The organism is Burkholderia sp. AU44665 (assembly GCF_030504405.1).
In the GTDB taxonomy this organism is placed as follows: Bacteria; Pseudomonadota; Gammaproteobacteria; order Burkholderiales; family Burkholderiaceae; genus Burkholderia; species Burkholderia semiarida.
The window spans coordinates 180,776-203,025 of the sequence record NZ_JAUJRI010000005.1 but is presented as its reverse complement, the minus strand read 5'-3'; the positions used below and the strand labels follow the sequence as shown (position 1 = coordinate 203,025).

Genomic DNA, 22,250 nt, shown 5'->3' with positions numbered 1-22,250 from the left:
GCCGGCTGGCGGCCGCGGCGCGCACATCATAAAGCAAGCGGCGCGCTTGGCGCGATGTCCGGCGCGAGTATAATTCCGGCTTCTTTCCCGTTCCGGGCGTCGCCGGCTCCGTTGCTGTCCACGCTGCCGCCACCGTCCCGCGTCGAATCATTCATGCGCCCCAGGCGTTCGAGTTACCGTTTATGACCCGTCCTGTCCGTACCCGCTTCGCGCCGAGTCCCACCGGCTTCATCCACCTCGGCAACATCCGCTCCGCACTCTATCCGTGGGCGTTCGCCCGCAAGATGAAAGGCACGTTCGTGCTGCGCATCGAGGATACCGACGTCGAGCGCTCGTCGCAGGAAGCGGTCGATGCGATCCTCGAAGGGATGCAATGGCTCGGGCTGGACTTCGACGAAGGTCCGATCTACCAGATGCAGCGGATGGACCGCTATCGCGAAGTGCTCGCGCAGATGCTCGAGAAGGGCCTCGCGTATCCGTGCTATATGTCGGCCGAGGAACTCGACGCGCTGCGCGAACGCCAGCGCGAGGCCGGCCTGAAGCCGCGCTACGACGGTACGTGGCGTCCGGAGCCCGGCAAGGTGCTGCCGGAGCCGCCGGCCGGCGTGAAGCCGGTGCTGCGCTTTCGCAATCCGCTGACGGGTACGGTCGTGTGGGACGACGCGGTGAAGGGGCGTGTGGAGATCTCGAACGAGGAACTCGACGACCTCGTGATCGCGCGCCCGGACGGCACGCCGATCTACAACTTCTGCGTGGTGGTGGACGACATGGACATGGGCATCACGCACGTGATCCGTGGCGACGACCACGTGAACAACACGCCGCGCCAGATCAACATCCTGAAGGCGCTCGGCGGCGAGCCGCCCGTCTATGCGCACCTGCCGACCGTGCTGAACGAGCAGGGCGAGAAGATGAGCAAGCGGCATGGCGCGATGAGCGTGATGGCGTACCGCGATGCGGGCTTCCTGCCTGAAGCCGTGGTCAACTATCTCGCGCGTCTCGGCTGGTCGCACGGCGATGCGGAAATCTTCTCGCGCGAGCAGTTCGTCGAATGGTTCGATCTCGAGCATCTCGGCAAGTCGCCCGCGCAGTACGACCACAGCAAGCTGAGCTGGCTGAACGCGCACTACATCAAGGAAGCCGACAACGCACGCCTTGCGGAACTCGCGAAGCCGTTTCTCGACGCGCTCGGCATCGACGACGCGGCGATCGCGACGGGCCCGGCGCTCGATGCGGTGGTCGGCCTGATGAAGGACCGTGCGACGACGGTCAAGGAGATCGCGGAAGGCGCGACGATGTTCTACCGTGTGCCGGCGCCCGACGCGGACGCGCTCGCACAGCACGTGACCGATGCGGTACGGCCGGCGCTGGCGGATCTCGTCGCCGCGCTGAAGGCGGCCGAGTGGACGAAGGAGGCGGTGTCCGCCGCGCTGAAGGCGACGCTCGCCGCGCACAAGCTGAAGATGCCGCAGCTCGCGATGCCGGTGCGTCTGCTGGTGGCGGGCACGACGCATACGCCGTCGATCGACGCGGTGCTCGTGCTGTTCGGGCGCGACGTCGTGGTGTCGCGCATCGAGGCCGCGCTGGCCTGAGTTCGTGCGTCATTGAAGCTGTCTGCGCGTGAGCGCGCGGCAGCTTCGCAAAAAATTTCGCACGAATCGCAAAAAGGGTATTTACAAGATCAAAGTAGGTCCATATAATCTCATTTCTGTTCTGCAAGGGGGTATAGCTCAGCTGGGAGAGCGCTTGCATGGCATGCAAGAGGTCAGCGGTTCGATCCCGCTTACCTCCACCATCAGAACAAACCGAATTGATTGGCGAAGCAGCGGTAGTAATAAATGCTTCACAAAATGATTCAAAGCAGTTAGAATTTCGGCCTTCGCTGTTGACTGAAAGTAAATAGCGGAAGTCAGACAAATCTGAAAAGATTTTGTCCCCTTCGTCTAGAGGCCTAGGACATCACCCTTTCACGGTGAGTACAGGGGTTCGAATCCCCTAGGGGACGCCAGATTCAGCGGCGTTTCATGGAAGTGTCGCGAGGCTTGCGGGAACGTAACCGACGTCCCGCAGGTTGGGTAAGAAAGCTGGAGCGGTAGTTCAGTCGGTTAGAATACCGGCCTGTCACGCCGGGGGTCGCGGGTTCGAGTCCCGTCCGCTCCGCCAGAACGAAGCCCGTTCAAGACGTTTTTGAGCGGGCTTTTGTATTAAAGATGTAAGCGGTACGTTGTCCCCTTCGTCTAGAGGCCTAGGACATCACCCTTTCACGGTGAGTACAGGGGTTCGAATCCCCTAGGGGACGCCAGATTCAGCGGCGTTTCATGGAAGTGTCGCAGCGCCCGCAGGAACGTGACGAGATCCTGCAGGCGGTAGTGCAGAAAGCTGGAGCGGTAGTTCAGTTGGTTAGAATACCGGCCTGTCACGCCGGGGGTCGCGGGTTCGAGCCCCGTCCGCTCCGCCAGAACGAAGCCCGTTCAAAAGCGTTTTTTGAACGGGCTTTCTCGTTAAGGATGTAAGCAGTACGTTGTCCCCTTCGTCTAGAGGCCTAGGACATCACCCTTTCACGGTGAGTACAGGGGTTCGAATCCCCTAGGGGACGCCAGATTTCGGCGTCGTTCGAACAAACGACGCGCCGGCAGGAGGTAACCGACACCTGCCAGGCAAGCAGCAAGACTGGAGCGGTAGTTCAGTCGGTTAGAATACCGGCCTGTCACGCCGGGGGTCGCGGGTTCGAGTCCCGTCCGCTCCGCCAAACAAACAACAATGCCCGCCTCGTGCGGGCATTGTTGTTTGTGCGTTGTGGTTTTGCGCCCACTGGCGGGCGCGTGACTGCGGAGTGGAGGAAGCCGCCTGCGCGGCTTCCGGCGGGACTCGAAGGGCTGCGCGTGCACGCGCAGCCGCAGCCTGCAGGATGTGGGCGAGTCCCGTCCGCTCCGCCAAACAAACAACAATGCCCGCCTCGTGCGGGCATTGTTGTTTGTGCGTTGTGGTCCCGCATGCTGCATCGAGCACCGCGCCCCTACGAGAAATTCGCGATTGCATCCGTACGCGACTGCGCTATCGTGGCGGGATGCGTTTCCGACTCCTGCGCGATGCTCGATCCGACCGACCTGCGACTCCTGTATCAGCTCCGGCCCGCGGAGCGCGATGATTTTCCGTATGCCGAAGCGTTGACGCACGGCAACATGGGCGGCTACTACAAGCGCCATGGGCTCGTATGGCGCAGCGACCTGTTCTATGCGAGCTGGCGCGAATCCGAAAACTTCATCCTCGAGGCCGACGGCGAGCGCATCGGCGTGCTGCGCGTGACCGAGGAGGGCGATTCGCTGCATATCCGCGACGTGCAGATCGCGGCCGGCCATCGCGGGCAGGGCGCCGGCACCTACATGCTCGAGATGTCGCATCGCTGGGCACGTGCGCGCGGGCTGCACGAACTGCAGTTGCGCGTGTTCGTCGACAACCCTGCCGCGCGTTTGTACCTGCGCATGGGCTACCAGGTGACCGGCCCGCGGCTCGCGCAACTCGGCTCGATCCGCCACATGGTGCGGCCGGTCTGACGGCCCGGCGCGCTGGCGCGCGAGGATCAGCGCACAGTGTCGATCGCGCCGTCGCCGTCCCGCGCGTCGTCGTCCGCGCCGCGGCCTTCCGGGCCTCGATGTTCGTAGCCGCGCAGCATGAACGCACGCGGGCTTTCGCCGAATGCCCGGCGGAACATGGCCGAGAACGCGCTCTGGCTCTGGTAGCCGAGTTCGCGCGCGATATGCGACAGCGGGCGCCCCTGGTTCAGCAGCGGGATCGCCCGTGCGAGCAGCGCCTGCTGACGCCACTGCGAAAAGCTCACCCCGAGTTCCTGCTTGAAGAGCCGAGAGATCGTGCGCGTGCTCGCGCCGACCTCGCTCGCCCAGTGTTCGAGCGACTCCGCATGCGCAGGGTGCGCGAGTACCGATTCGCACAGAAGGCGCAACCGTTTCTCGTCGGGCATCGGCACTGCGAGCGGCAACGGTTCGGCATGACTCAGTTCGTCGAGCACGAGCCCGCACAGCAGGTGCTCGCGCGCGGTGCTCAGTTCGCGCGCATCGAGTGCGACGATCAGTTCGCGCAGCAGCCCCGTCACCTCGACGACGCGGCACGCATCGAGGCCGCCCGGCACGATCGATTCGTCGATGTACAGCGTGCGCAAGTAGGCCTCTTCGACGATCGTGACTTCGTGCGTCACGTGCGGCGGCACCCAGATCGCGCGGGACGGCGGCACCATCCAGGTCGTGCCGGTCGTCGCCACGCGCAGCACGCCGCGCGATGCGTATGCGAGTTGCGCCCACGCATGCGTGTGCAGCGGAATGCGGTGGCCGGCATCGACCCGCCGTGCGCGCACGCGCATCGGATGAACGGCGGTCGGTGCGAATTCCGGCGGGATGTCGATGACGTCGTACGGGTTCGATACGTCGGCTGGAGCGGGCGGATTCATGAACGGTTCGGGCGGCGCGGCGGCGTTGCCGTCATTTTAGAAGGCGCAGCGCGTGCGCGTGCGGCGGTTTGTCGGGTCATCATGCCGGGTTCAAATGAACTTTGTGTGGGCATCGGCGAATCCGGGGCGGCTGCCGCCGCCGCGCGTGCCGACCGTTCGAACCATCGGGCCGGTATCGCGGTCTATCGATGCGTGCGCCAGGTCGCGCCCATCGCGCACCGATCGCACGCAAACACGGCAACACACGAATTGAAGAGGAGAACCACGATGCGCCACGTATTCGTCTATGGCACCTTGAGAGCCGGACAGGCCAACGACATCGGCCATGCGGCCGCCCGCCACGGCATCGCCGCGCCGACGCTGCTGGGCGCGGCCGCGCTGCCGGGTGAGCTGTACGATTTCGGCACGTATCCGGGCATGATTGCCGGGACGGCCGGCAAGTCGCTGGTGTGGGGCGACGTCTACGAGGTCGACGAGCGGCTCGTCCCGGTGCTCGACGAAATCGAGCGCGTCTATCCGGGCGTCGACTCGCTGTTCAAGCCGGAGGAGGTAACGGTCGAGCTCGGCGGCCGGCAGTATGCCTGCCTGTATTATCCGGTCGCCGCGCACGCGGCAGCCGGGCGCCCGCGCATCACGTCGGGCGACTGGGTCCAGCACCGGCGCGAGCAGGAAGCCGCCGCCTGAGCGTGCCTGCCGGTGGCGGCTGGCATCGCTGCAAAAAGAAAGCGCCCCGTGGGGCGCTTCCTTCATGCCGTCCTCCATGCGGCCGGCGGTGCGGCGTGGGGCCGGCCGCCGATCGCAACGGACGTGCCGTCAGATTTCCTCGTACAGCGGCAGCGTCAGGAATTCGGTGAAGCCTTCCGACGTCGACATCTGCTCGAAGATCGCCGCGGCGCGTTCGTACGGCTGCGTGTTGCCGCCGACCGCGCGCTTCACGTTGTCGAGTTCGATCTTCGCGAATTCGCGCACGAGCTCGGCCGTGACCTTGCGGCCGTCGTCGAGCACGCCCTTCGGCGAGCGGATCCATTGCCACACCTGCGAACGGGAAATCTCGGCCGTCGCCGCGTCTTCCATCAGGTTGTGGATCGGCACGCAGCCGTTGCCGTCGAGCCACGCGCCGAGGTAGTGGATGCCGACGTTGATGTTGTTGCGCAGGCCGGCTTCGGTGATCGGCGCTTCCGGCTGGAAGTCGAGCAGGTTTTTCGCTTCGACCTGCACGTCGTCGCGCTGCTTCGCGATCTGGTTCGGCTTGTCGCCGAGCACCTTGACGAATTCCTCCATCGCGATCGGCACGAGGCCCGGGTGCGCGACCCAGCCGCCGTCGTAGCCGTCGGTCGCGTCGCGCTGCTTGTCCGAGCGCACGCCGCCCATCGCCTTGTCGTTCGCTTCCGGATCGTTCTTGATCGGAATCAGCGCGCTCATCCCGCCGATCGCCGGCGCGTTGCGCTTGTGGCAGGTCTTCAGCAGCAGCAGTGCGTATGCACGCATGAACGGCACCGTCATCGTGATCTTCGAACGGTCGGCCAGGCAGAAGTCGCGGTCGTTCTTGAACTTCTTGATCGCCGAGAAGATGTAGTCCCAGCGGCCGGCGTTCAGGCCCGAGCTGTGCTCGCGCAGCTCGTACAGGATCTCGTCCATCTCGAACGCGGCGAGGATCGTCTCGATCAGCACCGTCGCGCGAATCGTGCCGCGCGGCACGCCGACCGCTTCCTGCGCGGCGACGAAGATGTCGTTCCACAGGCGCGCCTCGAGATGGCTTTCCATCTTCGGCAGGTAGAAGTACGGGCCCGAGCCGCGCGCGAGCAGTTCCTTCGCGTTGTGGAACAGGAACAGCGCGAAATCGAAGATGCCGCCGGACACGCGCTGGCCGTCGACCGTCACATGCTTCTCGTCGAGGTGCCAGCCGCGCGGGCGCACGATCAGCGTCGCGACCTTGTCGTTCAGCTTGTACGACTTGCCGTTCTGTTCGAGCGAGATCGTGCGGCGCACCGCGTCCTTCAGGTTGATCTGGCCGTCGATCTGGTTCGTCCAGCTCGGCGCGTTCGAATCCTCGAAGTCCGTCATGTACGAATCGGCGCCCGAGTTCAGCGCGTTGATGATCATCTTGCGCTCGACGGGGCCCGTGATCTCGACGCGGCGGCATTGCAGGTCGGCCGGCAGCGGCGCGACCTTCCAGTCGCCTTCGCGGATCGCCTTCGTCTCGGCGAGGAAATCAGGGCGTTCGCCCGCGTCGAGGCGCTTCGTGCGCTCGACGCGGGCCTGCAACAGCGCCTGGCGACGCGATTCGAACGTGCGGTGCAGCGCCGCGACGAGTGCCAGCGCGTCGGGCGTCAGGATCGCTTCGTAACCCGGCTTGATTTCGCCGGTGATCGTCATGCCTTGCGGCAGCGTGATCGGGGTGCTCATGAGTCTCATCTCCTTGGTCGGTCAGTTGCGGTTTCGGTGAAGGGGGAAGGCGGCATCCGCGAGCGTCATGCACCCGGGCCGGGGCGCGTGCGGTTCGCGGGTCTGCCGGACGGAGCCGGGGCGGGTGTGGCGAGGAAGGCGAGCAGGTCGGCCATGCCGGTGCCGGTGCCGTCGGGCGGCGCGCCGAGTTCCTCGGCGGGCGCGCCCGTGCGGTTGAGCCAGAACGTCGTGTAGCCGAACCAGGTCGCGCCGGCGACGTCCCACGCGTTCGACGACACGAACACGATGTCGCGCGGGTTCGCTGCGAACGCGGCGGTGCCGAGCGCATAGGCGGCCGGACTCGGCTTGTACGCGCGCACGGTGTCGGCCGACAGCACGCGATCGAACAGGCCGGACATGCCCGCGCTCTTGATCGCGATGTCGAGCATCTGCGGGGTGCCGTTCGACAGGATCGCGAGCGGCGGGCGCGGGTCGAGCGCGCGCAGCTTGCGCAGCGCGGGCACCGTGTCGGGATAGGTGGACAGGCACGCGTATTCGTCCATCAGCCGCTTCTCGGCCGCGCCGTTCAGCGCGAGCCCGAGCCGGCGCGCGGCGAACCGCAGCGCATCGAGCGTGATGTCCCGGAACGGGCGGTAGTGCGCGCCGGCCGGATCGGCGAGCGTGCGCAGCTGCGAGTATTCGATCTGCTTGCGTCGCCACAGCTGCGACAACCGTTCCCCGTGTCCGGGGAACATCTGCTCTGCCGCGGCCAGCACGGCACGCACGTCGAACAACGTGCCGAATGCGTCGAAGAGAATGGCGTCGGGAGAGGAGAGTGTCGTTGTGGCCGACATAGCCTTGCGCTCCAGTTTCAGAGGTCGGGTCGATTGTATTCGTGATAGAAGATGCTAAAAAATACGCTAAACATCACTTGATCTTTTACTTTCATATACCTAATCTGAGCGGCTCAAGCTATTTGAAGGGCGGCGATGCCGTCCTCTCGCGAGCGTCATGGACCGGTTCAAACAGATCGAAACGTTCGCCGCGGTCGCGGCAAAAGGCAGCCTGTCGGCGGCCGCGCATGCGGAAGGGGTCGCGCCGGCGATCATCGGCCGCCGCCTCGACGCGCTCGAGGAGCGGCTCGGCGTCAAGCTCCTGGTGCGCACGACGCGCAAGCTCACGCTGACGTTCGAGGGTTCGGCGTTCCTCGAGGATTGCCAGCGCATCATCAACGACATGCAGAACGCGGAAGCGAGCGTGTCCGCCGGCGGCGTGAAGGCCAGCGGCCACCTGCGCATTTCCGCGCCAGCCGGCTTCGGCCGCCGGCACGTCGCGCCGCTCGTGCCCGAATTCAGCGTCGGGCACCCGGACGTGTCGGTCACGCTCGACCTGTCCGACCGGATGGTCGATCTCGTCAACGAAGGATTCGATTGCGCGGTGCGGCTCGGTGAGCTGCCCGACTCGTCGCTGGTATCGCTGAAGCTCGGCGAGAATCGCCGCGTGTGCGTCGCGTCTCCCGCGTATCTCGAGCGGCGCGGCATGCCGGTCACGCTCGCGGAACTGGCGCGGCACAACTGCCTCGCGCTCGCGGCGAACGCGAACCAGCAGCGCGGCTGGACGTTCCAGGAGGACGGCAAGGTCGTGTCGATCCGCGTGAACGGCACGATGGAATGCTCGGACGGCGCGGTGCTGCACGAGTGGTGCCTCGCCGGCCATGGCCTGGCGTGGCGCTCGTGGTGGGAAGTCGGCGAGGACATCGCGGCCGGCCGGCTCGTCAGCGTGCTCGATGCATTCGCCGCGCCGCCGATCGGCATCCATGCGGTGTTTCCGCAGCGCCGGCATCTGCCGTTGCGCGTGCGCCTGTTTCTCGATTACCTGAAGCATACGTACGAGCGGCCCGGCTATTGGGGCGGGTAGGCGACGCGCGCCCGCGTGTTTCCGATATGAGGGCGAACCCGCTGGCGGCGCGGCGTGCGCGGTTTCGCGCACTACAATCGTAAGAGGCATGCGCGCCGTGTCGCGGCCGGCTCGGCCGGCGCCGCGGCGCGTGGCGTGCAATCGACGAAGGAGGGCGCGATGTTCCGGCACATCCTCGTTCCAACCGACGGCTCCGAACTGTCGCAAAAGGCGATCGACGGTGCGATCGACCTGGCTCGCGCGGTCGGCGCGCGCGTGACGGCCTACGCGTGCCTGCCGCAATACCCGTACTCGCCGTTTTCCGAAGTGATCATCGAGCCGCCCGCGGATTTCCGCGCGCGCAGCGAGCGCGAGGCGCGTGCGCATCTCGACGAGGTGGAAGCGGCCGCGAAGGCGGCCGGGGTCGCGTGCGACACGTGGACGAGCGTGCATCCGTCGCCGTATCTCGGCATCATCGAGGCGGCCGAACGCGGCGGGTGCGACGTGATCTTCATGGCGTCCCACGGACGCCGCGGGCTCGGCAGCCTGCTGATCGGCAGCGAGACGCAGCGCGTGCTGACCCATACGAAAATTCCGGTGATCGTCTATCGGTAGGGCAGCGCCGGCCGTGGCCGGGCGGCTGCACCGCGGAAAAAGGGCGCGCCGGACCAAGCCGGCGCGCATCGTTGCTGGCGGCCCGCAGGCCGCGCGGCCGGTCGCGCGATGGGACTCGCGCGCCTGCCGTCTCCTCCCTGATTGTTGTTCCGGTGGCCGACGCCGCGGCGTCGCGAGACGCGGCGGGCATCGGCGTAGCGCCTGCGTGCGTTACGCGACCTTCTTGCCGTCGAAGAACTGTTCGTCCTCGGTCGACCCGTGCAGCGCGGTCGTCGACGCTTCCCGTTCGACCGTCTGCGTGACCGCGTCGAAGTAGCCCGTACCGACCTCGCGCTGATGCTTGACGGCCGTGAAGCCCTTGTCGGCGGCCGCGAACTCGGCCTGCTGCAGTTCGACGAACGCGCTCATCTGCGTGCGGGCATAGCCGTGCGCGAGGTTGAACATCGAGTAGTTCAGCGCATGGAAGCCGGCCAGCGTGATGAACTGGAACTTGTAGCCCATCGCGCCGAGTTCCTTCTGGAACTTCGCGATCGTCGCGTCGTCGAGGTTCTTCTTCCAGTTGAACGACGGCGAGCAGTTGTACGACAGCAGCTTGCCCGGGAACTGCTTGTGGATCGCTTCCGCGAACTTCTTCGCGTACTCGAGATCCGGCTTGCCCGTTTCGCACCAGATCAGGTCCGCGTACGGCGCATACGCGAGGCCGCGCGAGACCGCCTGCTCGAGGCCCGGCTTCGTGCGGAAGAAGCCTTCCACCGTGCGCTCGCCCGTCAGGAACGGCTTGTCGTTGTCGTCGACGTCGGACGTGATGAGGTCGGCCGCTTCCGCGTCGGTGCGCGCGATCAGCACGGTCGGCGTGCCCATCACGTCGGCCGCGAGACGCGCGGCCGACAGCTTCGCGACGGCTTCGCGCGTCGGCACGAGCACCTTGCCGCCCATGTGGCCGCACTTCTTCACCGACGCGAGCTGGTCCTCGAAGTGAACGCCCGAAGCGCCTGCCTCGATCATCGCCTTCATCAGCTCGAACGCGTTGAGCACGCCGCCGAAACCGGCTTCCGCATCGGCGACGATCGGCGCGAAGAAGTCGACGTAGCCTTCGTCGCCCGGGTTCTTGCCTTCCGACCACTGGATCTGATCGGCGCGCGTCAGCGTGTTGTTGATGCGCTTCACGACGAGCGGCACCGAGTTCGCCGGATACAGCGACTGGTCCGGGTACATTTCGCCCGCGACGTTGGCGTCGCCGGCCACTTGCCAGCCGGACAGGTAGATGGCCTTCAGGCCGGCCTTCACCTGCTGCATGGCCTGGTTGCCGGTCAGCGCGCCGAGTGCGTTGACGAACGGCTCGTTGTTGACGAGGCTCCACAGTTTTTCCGCACCGCGCTTGGCCAGCGTGTGCTCGATCGGGACCGAGCCGCGCAGGCGGACCACGTCCTCAGCCAAGTAGCTGCGCTTGATGCCCTTCCAGCGCGGATCGGTTTCCCATTGCTGTTGCAGTTCCTGTGCCTGTTGCTGACGCGACATGATGAGCTCCTTGATGCGATGTATGCCTGCCGAATCTGACGGTGATGCCGTTCGCGAAGCGGGGAAGCAATGCGTTCCGTTTCGCGAGGTCTTGTATAAGAGTCTAGGCAAATCGACGGGAGTGAAACAGGGGCCGGTTCGTGACGCGCGTAATTTTTTAATTGTTTTGAATCAATGGCTTGCGCGCGTAGTTTCGAGATAAGAAATGCATTTTCCTATCCTGCAATCGCGTGGGTTGTGCCGTGCAGCATGATTTTTTACGACACAAAAATTTTTTTCGTATTGTGAAATATGCGGAAGGGGCGAAAAAAACCGGCGCGGATGCGCCGGTCGGCTGGGATGGGCGGGTTGCCGATCCACTGGGCGGCCGACGGCCGCCCGTGTGTGCTTACGATGCCGAATTGCTGCGGCGCGGGCCGCCGCTGCGCTGGCCGTCGCGACGCGGGCCGCCGTCGCGGCTGCCGCCGGGCTTGCCGCTCCAGCCGCCGCCATTGCCGCCGCCGTAGCTGCGGCCGTTGCCGCTGCCGCCATAACCGCCGCCCGGCTTGCCGCCGAAACGACGACCGCCGTTACCGCCGCCCGGACGGCCGCGGCCGCCGGTGCCGCCGTTACGCGGGGGCGCCTTGCGCGGCTCGAAGCCTTCGATCACGTTGACCGGCAGCGGCGAGCGCACGAAGCGCTCGATGCGCTTGAGCGCGCCTTGCTCGGCGTGATGCACGAGGCTCACCGCGATACCCGAACGGCCTGCGCGGCCGGTACGGCCGATACGGTGCACGTAGTCTTCCGCGAACTTCGGCAGGTCGTAGTTGAACACGTGCGTGATACCCGGGATGTCGATGCCGCGTGCCGCGACGTCGGTGGCCACCAGCACGCGCACGCGGCGCTCGCGCAGCGCACGGATCGTGCGGTTGCGCGCGCCCTGCGGCAGGTCGCCGTGCAGCGCGGCCGATTCGAAGCCTGCGTCGGCGAGACGGCCGGCGAGCTGGTCGGCGTCGATCTTGGTCGCCGTGAAGATGATCGCCTGGTCGAGCGCGTCGTCGCGCAGCAGGTGATCGAGCAGGCGATCCTTGTGATCGCGGTCGTCGACGTAGTGGACGGTCTGCGCGATGTTCGCGCGCGATTCGAGGCGCTGCTGGATCTCGATGCGTTCCGGATCCTTCAGCAGGCGGCTCGTCAGCGAACCGATCTTGCCGTCGAGCGTGGCCGAGAACAGCATCGTCTGGCGCGATTCCGGCGTGGCGGCGACGATCGTTTCGATGTCTTCGATGAAGCCCATGTCGAGCATGCGGTCGGCTTCGTCGAGCACCAGCATCTTCAGTTCCGACAGGTCGATGCGGCCGCGCTCGAGGTGGTCGAGCAGGCGGCCCGGCGTGGCAACCAGGATTTCCGGGTTCTTCGCGAGCAGCATCAGCTGCTGGCCATAGGCGACGCCGCCGAGGATGCTGACCGTGCGCAGGCGCTTCAGGTGCTTGCCGTACGTCGACGCGGCCGTCGTGACCTGCATCGCGAGTTCGCGGGTCGGCGTCAGCACGAGCAGGCCCGGGCGCGCGACGGGTTGCGGGCGGCGCGCGCGGCGATCGCCCTGGTTCGGTTCACGCGGCGCGCGCGGTTGCTGCGCCTGCGTCTTCTGGAGCTGCGCGAAACGTTCGATCGCGGGCAGCATGAATGCGGCCGTCTTGCCCGAACCGGTCGGGCTCGACACCAGCAGGTCGCGGCCGGCGATGCCGGCCGGAATCGCGCGCTGCTGGACCGGCGTCGGCTTCACGTAGCCGGCGGCCTGCAGCGCGGAGACGATCTCCGGCGACAGCCCGAGCGACGCGAAGCTCGGCTCGTCCGACGCCGGTTCGACCGCGGCCGGTGCGGCGGCGTCGTCGAGACCGAGCGCCTCGTCGGCGATCGCGTTGAGCGGGCTGGTGTTGATGCTCGAAGTCATAACAATCCTTGAAACACAGTGGGTGAAACGTCGGCGCCAATCGCGCATACCCAAGTCGTCGGATTCAGCGAGCAAATCGGGAAACGGGTGCAATCCGCCGAACCGTCGGCGGATGAGGCATTAGAAGCTGTTTTGGGTGCGGCGCGCTTCAGGAGCGGGGCCGCCAGCCTAGTTGACGACCGCAAGGGTCGAAGCAGGAGGGGACAGGTTCTAAACCGGATTGGAGCTTAACGCTACGAGGCGTCGGGCCGGAACGGCTTGCGAGCCGAGCGCGGGAGATGACGCAGGCAGCATTATAAAGAAATTTGCTGCGCTGCGCCACTGATTTGATTGCCTATTGCGATGACGGCGATTCGGTCAGGACGCCGTGCCGTTTTTCAGCGATTCGACGAGTTCGACGTACTGTTGCTTCGCCGCATCCTGCGACGTGCCCTTCAGGGCTTCCCAGGCATCGTACTTGTATTTGCCGACGATGTCGGTGAAGCCGGGCTTGTCGCCGTGCGCATCGCCGTCGGTCGCCTGCTTGAAGAGCGCATACAGGCGCAGCAGGGTCAGGTTGCCTGGCCGTTCGGTCAGTTGCTTGACGTCGATCTGGGCCTGGTCGAATTGCGCGGTGAGGTCGCTCATCGGGTGTCTCCGTAAGGGTTTCAGGTCGGCCGATCTTAACAAGCGGACCGCCGCGCGGGGTCGAGCGATCCTTCCAAACCGCGGGCGACGCCGCACGCGCGACAGATCGGGCCCGATCGCCCGTGGGAGCGGGGCGGCGCATTACAATGTCGCCCATGACGCAAACAGTGCTCCTCGCCATCGATACGTCGACCGAATACTGCTCGGTCGCGTTGCTGCGCTCGGCCCACGCCGATGACGCCGTTTCCCCCCCGCAAACCTGGGTCCGTCACGAGCTGACGGGCGCCGTGTCGAGCACGCGCGTGCTGCCGGCGATCCAGGAACTCTTCGCCGAATCCGGGCTGACGCTCGCCGACTGCGACGCGATCGCGTTCGGCGCGGGCCCGGGCTCGTTCACGGGCCTGCGGACCGCGACGGGCATTGCCCAGGGCCTCGCGTTCGGCGCCGGGCTGCCGGTCGTGCCGATCGGCACGCTGCTCGCGTGCGCCGAACATGCGCGGCTGCGTACCCCCGGTACGACCCGCGTGCTCGCCGCGCTCGACGCGCGGATGGACGAAGCCTACTGGGCGGATTTCGAATGGGACGCCGCCGCCGGCGACTGGCGCACGCGGCATCCGGCGTCGCTCGACGCACCGGGCGCCGTCGGCGTGCCCGACGCGCCGTTCACGCTCGCCGGCAATGCGGCCGCGGCGTTCGGCGCGCAATTGCCGGCCGCCGCGCGGGCAGCCTCGATCGACGGCGATGCGTTGCCGCATGCGCTGGCGGTCGCGCATGCCGCGCTGCGCGCGTTTCGCGCCGGGCGCGCGGTGCCGGCCGACCAGGCCGCGCCCGAGTACGTGCGCGACAAGGTCGCGCAGACGACGGCCGAGCGCGTCGCGGCACGAGCGGCACAGACGGGCGGGGCGAAGGGATGACGGGCGTCCTGCTGAGCGACCGCTATCTGGCGCCGATGACGGACGCCGATCTCGACGAGGTCGTCGCGATCGAGCACGTCGCGTACGAATTTCCGTGGAGCCGCGGCAACTTCGAGGATTCGTTGCGCAACGGCTATCTGGGCGTGTGCCTGCGGCACGTGACGGGGTCGCTCGTCGGCTATTGCGTGCTGATGCCCGTGATCGACGAGATGCATTTGCTGAACCTGTGCGTCGCGCCGGCCGCGCAGCACGCGGGCGCGGGCCTCGCGCTGCTGCGCGAGGCGGTGCGCATTTCGCGCGCGGAGGGGCTCGACGGCGTGCTGCTCGAAGTGCGGCCGACCAATTCGCGCGCGATTCATCTGTACGAACGCTTCGGCTTCGTGACGATCGGCCGGCGCAAGAATTACTATCCGGCGAAGCATCGCAGCCGGGAGGACGCGATCGTGATGCGTCTGACGCTGAACAAGGACGAGGGGGACACGCATGGCGTGGGCTGAAGCGGCGCTCGAGGAACTGGGTCTCGCGCAAATCTGGGTGCGGCGCGGGCAGCGCGCGGACGAAGGCGCGGCCGCCGACGCGCCGGCCGTCGTACAGGCCGCGACGGCCGACGATGGTCACGCCGTCGCGGCCGAGCGGCCGGTGCGCGCCGCGCGGGCGCCGGTGCGGGACGATGCGCCCGCGGCCGTCGCGCATGGCGCGGCCGGCGGTGTGCCGGCTCGCGAGTCGCCGGCGGCGCACGGCGTCGTCGATCGCGATCGCCCGCCCGCGCAGGCCGCATCGACCGCATCGGCGGCATCGCCCGATACGATGCCGCCGAAGGGTGACGCGCCGCCGGCAGGTGACGACGATTTCGCGTGGTTCGACGCGGCGCCGCCGGGCGAATCCGTGCCCGTGCCGGCCGTCGAATCGCGCCCCGCCGGCATGCCGGTCGCCGCGCTCGACTGGGATGCGCTGGCCGAGCGCGTGGCCGGCTGCACGCTGTGCCGCCTCTGCGAGAAGCGGACCAACACCGTATTCGGCGTCGGCGACCGCGAAGCGGACTGGATGCTGATCGGCGAAGCGCCGGGCGAGAACGAGGACAAGCAGGGCGAGCCGTTCGTCGGCCAGGCCGGCAAGCTGCTCGACAACATGCTGCAGTCGCTGTCGCTCAAGCGCGGCGACAACGTCTACATCGCGAACGTGATCAAGTGCCGGCCGCCCGGCAACCGCAATCCGGAGCCGGACGAGGTCGCGCGCTGCGAGCCGTATCTGCAGCGCCAGGTCGCGCTCGTGAAGCCGAAGCTGATCGTCGCGCTCGGCCGTTTCGCGGCGCAGACGCTGCTGAAGACGGACGCGAGCATCGCGTCGCTGCGCGGCCGCGTGCATGCGTACGAGGGCGTGCCGGTGATCGTCACGTACCACCCGGCCTACCTGTTGCGCAGCCTGCAGGACAAGGCGAAGGCGTGGGCCGACCTGTGCCTCGCGCGCGACACGTTCCGGCGTGCGCAAGGCGCCGACGCGAACGGTCCGACCGGGCCATGACGACCGGCGCGGCGTACGCGTTCGTCGATACGCTGCATGACGTCGCGGTGCGCGATCTGGGCTGGCTGCTGGCCAGCCCGAGCCTGCTCACCGCGGCACCGGGCGCGCCGCTCGCGCGCCCGTGGCCGGATGCGGCGGGCCAAGCGGCCGTCGAAGCCTGGCTTGCCGCGCTCGATGCGCACCCCGGGCCGCTGCATCGCGCGCTCGACGGGTTCCGGCCCACGCGGCTCGGCCGCTACGCCGAATGCCTGCTCGAATACTTTCTGACGCACGGGCCGGCGCTACGGCTCGTCGCGGCCAATCTGCCGCTGCGCAGCAATGGCCGCACGCTCGGTGAAGTCGATTTTCTGGTCGATGCGCCGGACGGCCGGCGCCTGCACTGGGAACTCGCGGTGAAGTGCTATCTGTGCGCGCCGGTGCGCGGCGGCGCGGCGCTCGCCGACTTCGTCGGCCCCAATCTCGTCGACCGCTTCGACCGCAAGCGCAGCCGGCTGCTCGACCACCAGTTGCGGCTCGGCCAGCACGACGCTTTTGCCCGGCTCGGCTACGGCGCGCCGTCCGACGCGCAGATGTTCATCAAGGGCTGGCTGTTCCATCCGCACGGCGCGCCGGTGTTGCCAGTATCCGCCGAAATCGCGCCGGATCACCCGCGAGGTTTCTGGCTCACGCACGCGCAGTGGCCGGCGTGGGCGGCCGCGCAGCGTGACGGCGCCGCATGGAGCGTGTTGCCGCGACTGGCGTGGCTGGCGCCGCGGCGTGCCGTCGCCGGCGCCGGTTTCGAGCCCGAGCCGCTGGCGAGCGCACCGGAGTTGCCGGCCGTGCTGGCGGCGCGCGGAGCGCCCGACCTGATCGCGATCCACGAAAGGACCGGCGACGGCACGTGGCGCGAGACGGCGCGCGGTTTCGTCGTGCCGGACGACTGGCCGGCGCGCGCGCAGGCGTTCGCCGCACAGGATCGCTGACGCCGCGCGAGCGGCCGCTCACCACCAGCGATGAAAGTGGTGGACCGGGCCGACGCCGTGGCCGACGTCGAGGTCGGCGCTCGCGACGATCGCGCCGGTCAGGTAGGTCTTGGCTTCACGTACCGCGCTTTCGAGGTCGGGCTGCTGCGGCAGCAGCGCCGCGATCGCCGACGACAGCGTGCAGCCGGTGCCGTGCGTGTTGCTGACCGGCACGCGCGTGCCGTCGAGCCGCACGGTGCGCGTCGTTTCGACGAGCCAGTCGGGGCTCGCGGACGCGTCGGGCAGGTGGCCGCCCTTCATCAGTACGGCGCGTGCGCCCGTCTGCAGCAACGCCTGGCCTTGCCGGACCATGTCGTCTTCGGTGGTGGCGGGTGCGTCGTTGAGCAGCGCGGCTGCCTCGGGCAGGTTCGGCGTGACGACCGTCGCAAGCGGCAGCAGCGTGTCGCGCAGCGCGTCGACGGCATCGGGCGCGAGCAGCGCGTGCGCGCTCTTCGAGATCATCACCGTGTCGAGCACGACGAAGCGCGGCGCGTAACGGCGCAGCGCGTCGGCCACCGCCTGCACGATCGCCGCGTTCGCGAGCATCCCGATCTTGACCGCATCGATGCGGATGTCGCCGAACACCGCGTCGAGCTGCGCGGTCACGAAGGCGGCGTCCGGCGCGTGCACGCCCGTCACGCCGCGCGTGTTCTGCGCGGTCAGCGCGGTGATCACGCTCGCGCCATACGCGCCGAGCGCGGAAAACGTCTTCAGGTCGGCCTGGATGCCCGCGCCGCCGCCCGAATCGGAGCCGGCGATCGTCAGGATGTTGGGTATCGGGTGCGTCATGAGGGCAATGCGCCGGTTCGAGGCCCGGCGCCGGCGGACGGAAACGGACAGTGTAGCGTCAGTGCCGCGATTCGCCGATCAGTGCCACCGAGTCGAACTGGCGCTGGTTCGCCTGATGGCGGCGCATCACGAGCCACATCGTCAGGCAGACGAACGTGCCGAACAGCACGATCACGACGCCGACCGGCACGTCGAGCCACACGAGCACCGCATACAGGCACAGCATCACGAGCACCGACAGGTTCTCGTTGAAGTTCTGCACCGCGATCGAATGGCCGGCCGACAGCAACACGTGGCCGCGATGCTGCAGCAGCGCGTTCATCGGCACGACGAAGTACCCGGACAGCGCGCCGACGCCGATCAGGAAGATGTAGGCGACGATCAGGTAGAACGGCAGGCGCAGGTGGCCGACATGCACGGCCCAGTGCGACGGGAACAGGTCGCGCGTGTAGAACGCCATCAGCATCACCGCGATGCCCATGATGATGCCGACGGGCAGCACGGTCAGCGACTTCTTCAGCGGGATCCGGGCGGCGGCGGCGATCGCGCCGGCCGCGACGCCGACCGCGACCACGGCCTGCAGGATCGCGCCTTCGGACAGCGACATGTTGAGCGACACCTCGGCCCACTTCAGCACGATGAACTGCAGCGTCGCGCCCGCGCCCCAGAACAGCGTCGTGACCGCGAGCGAGATCTGGCCGAGCTTGTCGCGCCAGAGCACCATGAAGCAGTCGGCGAAATCGGTGAGCAGCTTGACCGGGCCGCGCTCCTGTTTCGGATAGCGGGCGCCCGTGTCGGGAATGCGCAGGTTGAACAGAGCGGCGACCACGTAGATCGCCATGATGATCGCCATCGCCGCTTCGGCGGGCGTGCCGATCCAGGCGGGCGTGTGCGCGATCACGTGCGACGCGATGTGCGGGCTGATCAGCGCGCCGCCGAGCACGGTGCCGAGGATGATCGAACTGACGGTCGTGCCTTCGATCCAGCCGTTCGCGGCGACCAGCCGGTCGGCCGGCAGCAGCTCGGTGAGAATGCCGTACTTGGCCGGCGAGTAGGCTGCCGCGCCGAAGCCGACGATGCCGTACGCGATCAGCGGGTGGGCGCCGAACAGCATGATCAGGCAGCCGATCACCTTGATCGAGTTCGTGATGAACATCACGCGGCCCTTCGGACGCGAATCCGCGAACGCACCGACATACGCCGCCAACACCACATACGACAACACGAAGAACAGCTTCAGCAGCGGTGTCATCCAGTTGGGGGCGTGGAGATCTTTCAGCAGGGCGATGGCGGCGATGAGGAGCGCATTGTCGGCCAGCGACGAAAAAAACTGCGCGGCCATGATGGTGTAAAAACCTTTTTTCATCTGATGCGATGCTTTCGTCGCTGCGGCAGGGCCGCGTAGGCCGCCTGGTATGCGATCGGCTTATTCCGTTCGAAATGGGTTGTGCGCACGGCTTTATAACATGAAAATACGCGAATTCGGACTAGCAAGATTCCCCGATCGTTCCGCAAATTGTCGGCTTCGGTGCTCAAAAGGCGCGGTAAGCTGATGATTCGCAAGCGTCTTTACGTAAATTTCCCATGCCGCGCCCGATCTCCGCCACCATCCACACCGCCGCTCTCGCGAACAATCTCTCCGTCGTCCGCCGCTTTGCCGGCCCGTCCAAGGTCTGGGCGGTCGTCAAGGCCAACGCGTACGGCCACGGTCTCGCCCGCGTGTTTCCGGGCCTGCGCGGCACCGACGGTTTCGGCCTGCTCGACCTCGACGAGGCCGTGAAGCTGCGCGAGCTCGGCTGGGCCGGCCCGATCCTGTTGCTCGAAGGCTTCTTCCGCTCGACCGACATCGACGTGATCGACCGCTACAGCCTGACCACGACGGTCCACAACGACGAGCAGATGCGGATGCTGGAAACGGCGCGGCTGTCGAAGCCCGTCAACGTGCAGCTCAAGATGAACAGCGGGATGAACCGGCTCGGTTACGTGCCGGAGAAATACCGCGCCGCTTGGGAGCGTGCCCGCGCGTGCCCCGGCATCGGCCAGATCACGTTGATGACCCATTTTTCGGACGCGGACAACGAGCGCGGCGTCGCCGAGCAGCTCGCGACGTTCGAGCGCGGCGCGGAAAACATTGCCGGCGCGCGCAGTCTCGCGAATTCGGCGGCCGTGCTGTGGCATCCGGATACGCACTTCGACTGGGTGCGGCCGGGGATCGTGCTGTATGGGGCGTCGCCGTCCGGGCTGTCATCCGACATCGCGGACACGGGGCTGAAGCCGGCGATGACGCTCGCGTCGGAGCTGATCGCGGTGCAGACGATCGGAAAGGGGCAGGCGATCGGCTATGGCTCGACGTTCTCCGCGCAGGCGCCGATGCGCATCGGCGTCGTCGCGTGCGGCTACGCGGACGGCTATCCGCGCGTCGCGCCCGAAGGCACGCCGGTGATCGTCGACGGCATCCGCACGCGGATCGTCGGCCGCGTGTCGATGGACATGATCACCGTCGACCTGACGCCGTGCCCGCAGGCCGGCGTCGGCGCGCGCGTCGAGCTGTGGGGCAATGCGCTGCCGATCGACGACGTCGCGCGCCATTGCGGGACGATCGGCTACGAGCTGATGTGCGCGGTCGCTGCCCGCGTGCCGGTGCGAGCGGAATAAGGGCGTCGCGCGTGGCCAAACAGAAAACCGTATACGTCTGCAGCGAGTGCGGCGGACAGACCCCGAAATGGCAGGGCCAGTGCCCGTCGTGCCAGGCGTGGAACACCCTCGTCGAATCGGTTGCCGAGTCGCCGGCCGCCCATCGTTTCCAGTCGCTCGCGAAGCGCGCGCCGGTGCAGCGCCTCGTCGACATCGAGGCCGCCGACGTACCGCGCTTCTCGACCGGCATCGGCGAATTCGATCGCGTGCTGGGCGGCGGGCTGGTGCCGGGCGGCGTCGTGCTGATCGGCGGCGATCCGGGCATCGGCAAGTCGACGTTGCTGCTGCAGTCGCTCGCGGATATCGCGAGCGAGCGGCGCGCGCTCTATATCAGCGGCGAGGAATCGGCCGCGCAGATCGCGTTGCGCGCGCAACGGCTCGCGCTGCTCGACGGCGGCGCGCCGGCGGCCGAACTGAAGCTGCTCGCCGAGATCCAGCTCGAGAAGATCCAGGCCGCGATCGATGCGGAGCGGCCGGACGTGGCCGTGATCGACTCGATCCAGACCGTCTATTCCGAGGCGCTCACGTCGGCGCCCGGTTCGGTCGCGCAGGTGCGCGAATGCGCGGCGCAGCTCACGCGCATCGCGAAACAGTCGGGCACCGCGATCATCATGGTCGGGCACGTGACGAAGGAGGGCAACCTTGCCGGCCCGCGCGTGCTCGAGCACATCGTCGACACGGTACTGTACTTCGAGGGCGACACGCATTCGTCGTTCCGGCTCGTGCGCGCGTTCAAGAACCGTTTCGGCGCGGTCAACGAGCTCGGCGTGTTCGCGATGACCGAGCGCGGGCTGCGCGGCGTAGCCAACCCGTCCGCGCTGTTCCTGTCGCAGCACGAGCAGGTCGTGCCCGGCTCGTGCGTGCTCGTCACGCAGGAAGGCACGCGCCCGTTGCTCGTCGAAATCCAGGCGCTCGTCGATACGGCGCACGTGCCGAACCCGCGCCGGCTCGCGGTCGGCCTCGAGCAGAACCGGCTCGCGATGCTGCTCGCGGTGCTGCACCGGCACGCGGGCATCGCGGCCTTCGATCAGGACGTGTTCCTCAACGCGGTGGGCGGCGTGAAGATCACCGAGCCGGCCGCCGACCTCGCGGTGCTGCTCGCGATTCACTCGTCGATGCGCAACAAGGCGCTGCCGAAAGGGCTGATCGTGTTCGGCGAGGTGGGTCTGGCGGGCGAGATCCGGCCGTCCCCGCGCGGGCAGGAGCGGCTGCGCGAAGCGGCGAAGCTCGGCTTCACATCCGCGCTGATTCCGAAGGCGAATGCGCCGAAGCAGCCGATCGAAGGGCTGAACGTGATGGCCGTCGAGCGGCTCGAGCAGGCGATCGACCGCGTGCGCGATCTTGAATGAGCGGCCCGGCCCGTGCACGGGCCGTATCGAGCCGGGCGATCTGTCGCGTAATTCGCTGTAAAGAATATGTAGGCTGATGTAACCCGCCGGACATCGCTTTTCCCTATCCTTGGCCGGATTGTCGAACCGCGCAATGCGAAGGGAACCTATGTTGAAATCGTATGGGGAAGCGCCTGGCGGACGCCTTTACAACCTGCGCGGCTGCCGCGTGTCGGAGCCGATCCGCCAGCCGTGGGGTGGCGGATGCCGGATCGTCGAATGGATCGACGAAGAAGGGCGGCTGGCGCGCAAGGTCGTGTCCGAGGACGTGACGGAAGCGGAAGTCGCCGCGGCGATCCGCCGGCCGATCAAAGGGCGCCGGCACCTGATGGGCGACGACGAGCAGATGCCGCGCGACACGCTGCCGCGCCGCTGAGCGGATGGTGCGGCGGGCATAAGGGCCGGCCGATGCAGCCGCGTCGGACGCAGCCGTGACAAAGAGGCCGGGCCGGCGCGCCCGGCCTCGTCGTTTCAGGGGGCGGGGCCGCGGCCAGGCGGGTTCGTGGG

20 protein-coding genes and 7 tRNA genes are annotated in these 22,250 nt (G+C 67.4%); 19 read left to right on the top strand and 8 right to left on the bottom strand.

What is annotated here, in order from left to right; translation table 11 throughout:
- Positions 1-182: 182 nt before the first annotated feature.
- The 9 genes from gltX to QZM15_RS13750 all read left to right on the top strand — a co-directional run bounded on the left by gltX (position 183) and on the right by QZM15_RS13750 (position 3,554).
- A complete protein-coding gene (gene gltX, locus QZM15_RS13790; protein WP_060310058.1) occupies positions 183-1,592 on the top strand; it encodes a glutamate--tRNA ligase in 1,410 nt (469 codons plus the stop codon).
- Between the two features lie 127 nt (positions 1,593-1,719).
- Positions 1,720-1,795, top strand: a tRNA-Ala gene (locus QZM15_RS13785).
- Positions 1,796-1,932: 137 nt separating this feature from the next.
- A tRNA-Glu gene (locus QZM15_RS13780) sits at positions 1,933-2,008 on the top strand.
- 78 nt (positions 2,009-2,086) lie between these two features.
- A tRNA-Asp gene (locus tag QZM15_RS13775) sits at positions 2,087-2,163 on the top strand.
- 63 nt (positions 2,164-2,226) lie between these two features.
- Positions 2,227-2,302, top strand: a tRNA-Glu gene (locus tag QZM15_RS13770).
- Positions 2,303-2,381: 79 nt separating this feature from the next.
- Positions 2,382-2,458: transfer RNA gene (locus tag QZM15_RS13765), tRNA-Asp, on the top strand.
- Positions 2,459-2,523: 65 nt separating this feature from the next.
- Positions 2,524-2,599, top strand: a tRNA-Glu gene (locus QZM15_RS13760).
- 73 nt (positions 2,600-2,672) lie between these two features.
- Positions 2,673-2,749, top strand: a tRNA-Asp gene (locus QZM15_RS13755).
- Between the two features lie 340 nt (positions 2,750-3,089).
- Positions 3,090-3,554 (top strand): GNAT family N-acetyltransferase, encoded by a 465-nt coding sequence (locus QZM15_RS13750; protein WP_302106573.1) that lies wholly within the window; start codon positions 3,090-3,092, stop codon positions 3,552-3,554.
- Positions 3,555-3,580: 26 nt separating this feature from the next.
- Here the strand turns inward: QZM15_RS13750 and QZM15_RS13745 are convergent, their stop codons facing one another.
- Complete coding sequence (locus QZM15_RS13745) at positions 3,581-4,462, bottom strand: helix-turn-helix domain-containing protein (protein ID WP_124863711.1); 882 nt, start codon at positions 4,460-4,462, stop codon at positions 3,581-3,583.
- Positions 4,463-4,729: 267 nt separating this feature from the next.
- Here QZM15_RS13745 and QZM15_RS13740 point away from each other — a divergent pair, with 267 nt between their 5' ends.
- Positions 4,730-5,146: a gamma-glutamylcyclotransferase gene (locus QZM15_RS13740; protein ID WP_124863709.1), complete on the top strand. Its 417-nt coding sequence runs from the start codon at positions 4,730-4,732 to the stop codon at positions 5,144-5,146.
- A 129-nt stretch (positions 5,147-5,275) separates the two neighbouring features.
- On the opposite strand, the gene aceB is transcribed toward QZM15_RS13740, so the two are convergent.
- Entirely contained in the window at positions 5,276-6,868 is a 1,593-nt protein-coding gene (aceB, locus tag QZM15_RS13735) for a malate synthase A (protein WP_059573729.1), read from the bottom strand.
- 65 nt (positions 6,869-6,933) lie between these two features.
- A complete protein-coding gene (locus QZM15_RS13730; protein WP_060966285.1) occupies positions 6,934-7,701 on the bottom strand; it encodes a haloacid dehalogenase type II in 768 nt (255 codons plus the stop codon).
- A 157-nt stretch (positions 7,702-7,858) separates the two neighbouring features.
- Here QZM15_RS13730 and QZM15_RS13725 point away from each other — a divergent pair, with 157 nt between their 5' ends.
- Together QZM15_RS13725 and QZM15_RS13720 are read left to right on the top strand one after the other, a co-directional pair.
- Positions 7,859-8,764 carry a LysR family transcriptional regulator gene (locus QZM15_RS13725; RefSeq protein ID WP_059573672.1) on the top strand — a complete coding sequence of 302 codons (906 nt, stop codon included), beginning with the start codon at positions 7,859-7,861 and terminating at the stop codon, positions 8,762-8,764.
- 159 nt (positions 8,765-8,923) lie between these two features.
- Positions 8,924-9,358, top strand: a complete 435-nt coding sequence (locus QZM15_RS13720) for a universal stress protein (protein WP_011549516.1) — start codon at positions 8,924-8,926, stop codon at positions 9,356-9,358.
- Positions 9,359-9,568: 210 nt separating this feature from the next.
- Here QZM15_RS13720 and aceA read toward each other — a convergent pair whose 3' ends face one another.
- The 3 genes from aceA to QZM15_RS13705 all read right to left on the bottom strand — a co-directional run bounded on the left by aceA (position 9,569) and on the right by QZM15_RS13705 (position 13,436).
- On the bottom strand, positions 9,569-10,876 hold the full coding sequence (gene aceA, locus QZM15_RS13715) for an isocitrate lyase (RefSeq protein WP_059645325.1): 1,308 nt from the start codon (positions 10,874-10,876) through the stop codon (positions 9,569-9,571).
- Between the two features lie 388 nt (positions 10,877-11,264).
- A complete protein-coding gene (locus tag QZM15_RS13710; RefSeq protein WP_302106572.1) occupies positions 11,265-12,809 on the bottom strand; it encodes a DEAD/DEAH box helicase in 1,545 nt (514 codons plus the stop codon).
- A 357-nt stretch (positions 12,810-13,166) separates the two neighbouring features.
- Positions 13,167-13,436 (bottom strand): acyl-CoA-binding protein, encoded by a 270-nt coding sequence (locus QZM15_RS13705; protein WP_011885170.1) that lies wholly within the window; start codon positions 13,434-13,436, stop codon positions 13,167-13,169.
- A 146-nt stretch (positions 13,437-13,582) separates the two neighbouring features.
- Here QZM15_RS13705 and tsaB point away from each other — a divergent pair, with 146 nt between their 5' ends.
- From tsaB to QZM15_RS13685, 4 genes are read left to right on the top strand one after another with little or no spacing between them, the layout of a single operon-like run.
- The gene (gene tsaB / locus QZM15_RS13700; RefSeq protein WP_059645332.1) at positions 13,583-14,350 is read left to right on the top strand and encodes a tRNA (adenosine(37)-N6)-threonylcarbamoyltransferase complex dimerization subunit type 1 TsaB; all 768 of its coding nucleotides are present in this window, start codon (positions 13,583-13,585) and stop codon (positions 14,348-14,350) included.
- Positions 14,347-14,847, top strand: a complete 501-nt coding sequence (gene rimI / locus QZM15_RS13695; protein ID WP_059573676.1) for a ribosomal protein S18-alanine N-acetyltransferase — start codon at positions 14,347-14,349, stop codon at positions 14,845-14,847. Before tsaB ends, rimI begins: the two co-directional genes overlap by 4 nt.
- The gene (locus QZM15_RS13690) at positions 14,834-15,871 is read left to right on the top strand and encodes a uracil-DNA glycosylase (protein ID WP_060316850.1); all 1,038 of its coding nucleotides are present in this window, start codon (positions 14,834-14,836) and stop codon (positions 15,869-15,871) included. Before rimI ends, QZM15_RS13690 begins: the two co-directional genes overlap by 14 nt.
- Positions 15,868-16,833, top strand: coding sequence for a DUF1853 family protein (locus QZM15_RS13685; protein ID WP_302106571.1), 966 nt, complete (start codon positions 15,868-15,870; stop codon positions 16,831-16,833). The genes QZM15_RS13690 and QZM15_RS13685 overlap by 4 nt, the downstream gene beginning before the upstream one ends.
- A gap of 18 nt (positions 16,834-16,851) precedes the next feature.
- On the opposite strand, the gene thiD is transcribed toward QZM15_RS13685, so the two are convergent.
- Together thiD and lplT are read right to left on the bottom strand one after the other, a co-directional pair.
- Positions 16,852-17,661 (bottom strand): bifunctional hydroxymethylpyrimidine kinase/phosphomethylpyrimidine kinase, encoded by an 810-nt coding sequence (thiD, locus tag QZM15_RS13680; protein WP_302106570.1) that lies wholly within the window; start codon positions 17,659-17,661, stop codon positions 16,852-16,854.
- A gap of 58 nt (positions 17,662-17,719) precedes the next feature.
- Entirely contained in the window at positions 17,720-19,027 is a 1,308-nt protein-coding gene (gene lplT, locus QZM15_RS13675) for a lysophospholipid transporter LplT (RefSeq protein WP_059573680.1), read from the bottom strand.
- 218 nt (positions 19,028-19,245) lie between these two features.
- Here lplT and alr point away from each other — a divergent pair, with 218 nt between their 5' ends.
- From alr to QZM15_RS13660, 3 genes are all read left to right on the top strand, one after another.
- Positions 19,246-20,316 carry an alanine racemase gene (alr, locus tag QZM15_RS13670; RefSeq protein WP_059645348.1) on the top strand — a complete coding sequence of 357 codons (1,071 nt, stop codon included), beginning with the start codon at positions 19,246-19,248 and terminating at the stop codon, positions 20,314-20,316.
- 11 nt (positions 20,317-20,327) lie between these two features.
- The gene (gene radA, locus QZM15_RS13665) at positions 20,328-21,704 is read left to right on the top strand and encodes a DNA repair protein RadA (RefSeq protein WP_060316840.1); all 1,377 of its coding nucleotides are present in this window, start codon (positions 20,328-20,330) and stop codon (positions 21,702-21,704) included.
- Positions 21,705-21,852: 148 nt separating this feature from the next.
- Entirely contained in the window at positions 21,853-22,119 is a 267-nt protein-coding gene (locus QZM15_RS13660) for a DUF2866 domain-containing protein (protein ID WP_006488228.1), read from the top strand.
- Positions 22,120-22,250: the final 131 nt, after the last annotated feature.